The following is a 1,645-nucleotide window of genomic DNA, read 5'->3' as shown; positions in this document are numbered from 1 at the left end:
GATAATATTCTAAGAGCTAGAGCCTGAATGTGTTGCCATAAATGCTGGCAAGTGATTTATTTTCTATCCGAACGATTTTTCACTTTCTGGTTTAGCTCATCAATAGTCGCTTTCATCTGGCTGTGTGCGTCTTCAAGTAAAGTGCCCAAATCTTTGTCTTCAGCCATATGCGTGTCGATAGGAGGTAGAATTCGGACAATGACTTCACCTGCATGCCATTTATTGAGATTGATATGTTTGGGGTAGGCACTGGCGCAAATAGGAACAATGGGAGCAGAGGCTTGTTGAGCCATATGGAAGGCGCCTTTTTTAAAGGGTAGCAGATCATTACCGCCGTTACGTGTGCCTTCGGCAAAGACCCAAATCGAAGTATTATTGTGTTTAAGCGCTTCGGTTGTTTCAGCCATGGTATTGATAGATTCACGACTTTTGGAACGGTCGATCATGATATTGCCGGCGAGCCAATAAACCTGGCCAAATAAAGGCAGATACTTAAGGCTCTTTTTACCGACGCTTACACAGCGCTTAGGAATGACACCGCCGTGAACAAAGAGGTCGAGGTTGCTTTGGTGATTGGCGATAACAACGCTGGGGGGCATATTATCCAATAGTTCTTTATTCTCTATCGTCATTTTTACGCCCAATAACTTCAAAGCTCCCCAGCTGAATAGTCGCCCGCATATTCTTGTGTTATCAGGGTTGAAGGGCCTAAAAAGACAGATGCAACTGCCGAGCAAAGCAACGCTAAAGAAGTAAGTGAGAACGAGTATTGTACGAATAGTAAGTAGCATGCTTGAGTCAGTTATGTCCGTAGGCGGCGATTATTATCGAGAGGATGAGTGCGTAAAACGATTATAGAGCGTTTTGTGTCACAGCTATATTGTTATACAAGCCATAAATTGTAATAAAATTGCCTTGCTTGGCATAGGGCTGGCTATAATTGCTTACAACCTTGCCGTTGATCTCGTGATATAATCGGCCGTTTTTTAAGATTCGAAATTTGGGGATATAAAGTGATAAAGGTAGGTATTGTAGGCGCGACTGGCTATACCGGTTCGGAGTTATTAAGATTATTGGTGCTTCATCCGAAGGTTGAAATTACTGTTGTTACCTCGCGTACTGAGAAAGGCCGCCCTGTTGCAGATATGTTTCCTCATGTTCGTGGCTACATCGACTTGCCTTTTACCGATCCTAGCGTAGACGAACTAGCTGGCTGTGATCTTATCTTCTTTGCAACGCCACACGGTGTGGCTCAGTCAATGATGTCTGAATTTATAGATTCCGGCTTGCGTACCATTGATCTTTCAGGTGACTTTCGTTTGAAAGATGTAGATGTATGGGAAAGTTGGTATGACCAGAAGCATGCCTGCCCTGAATTAATTCCTCAGGCTGCATATGGCCTGCCTGAAATCTATCGTGAACAAATTAAAGATGCCAAATTAGTTGCTTGCCCTGGGTGTTTTCCTACGGTTATTCAGTTGGGCTTTTTACCTTTAGTTGAGCAAGGCTTAGTCCAGGCGGATCGTCTCATTGCAGATGCTAAAACAGGCACCAGTGGTGCTGGGCGTGCAGCTAAAGTTGGTATGCTGTTATCGGAATGCGCTGATAGCTTTAAAGCTTACGGTGTTTCCGGGCATCGCCATTT

The 1,645-nt window shown here is 44.1% G+C and carries 2 protein-coding genes; one reads left to right on the top strand and one right to left on the bottom strand.

From position 1 onward, the window contains the following. Positions 1 to 56: 56 nt before the first annotated feature. Positions 57 to 632 (bottom strand): 1-acyl-sn-glycerol-3-phosphate acyltransferase, encoded by a 576-nt coding sequence (locus tag A3756_RS16615; protein WP_197470098.1) that lies wholly within the window; start codon positions 630 to 632, stop codon positions 57 to 59. Positions 633 to 1,013: 381 nt separating this feature from the next. On the opposite strand from A3756_RS16615, the gene argC reads away from it, so the two are divergent. Then, positions 1,014 to 1,645 (top strand): N-acetyl-gamma-glutamyl-phosphate reductase (argC, locus tag A3756_RS16610; protein WP_068554000.1); only part of this gene is annotated, 632 nt, incomplete at its 3' end.

The organism is Oleiphilus sp. HI0086 (genome assembly GCF_001635225.1).
This window is presented reverse-complemented; position numbering and strand designations above follow the sequence as displayed.

Bases quoted from the DNA above. Each gene is read 5' to 3' on its own strand.
- A3756_RS16615 (WP_197470098.1), bottom strand. From the start codon at position 632: ATGACGATAGAGAATAAAGAACTATTGGATAATATGCCCCCCAGCGTT.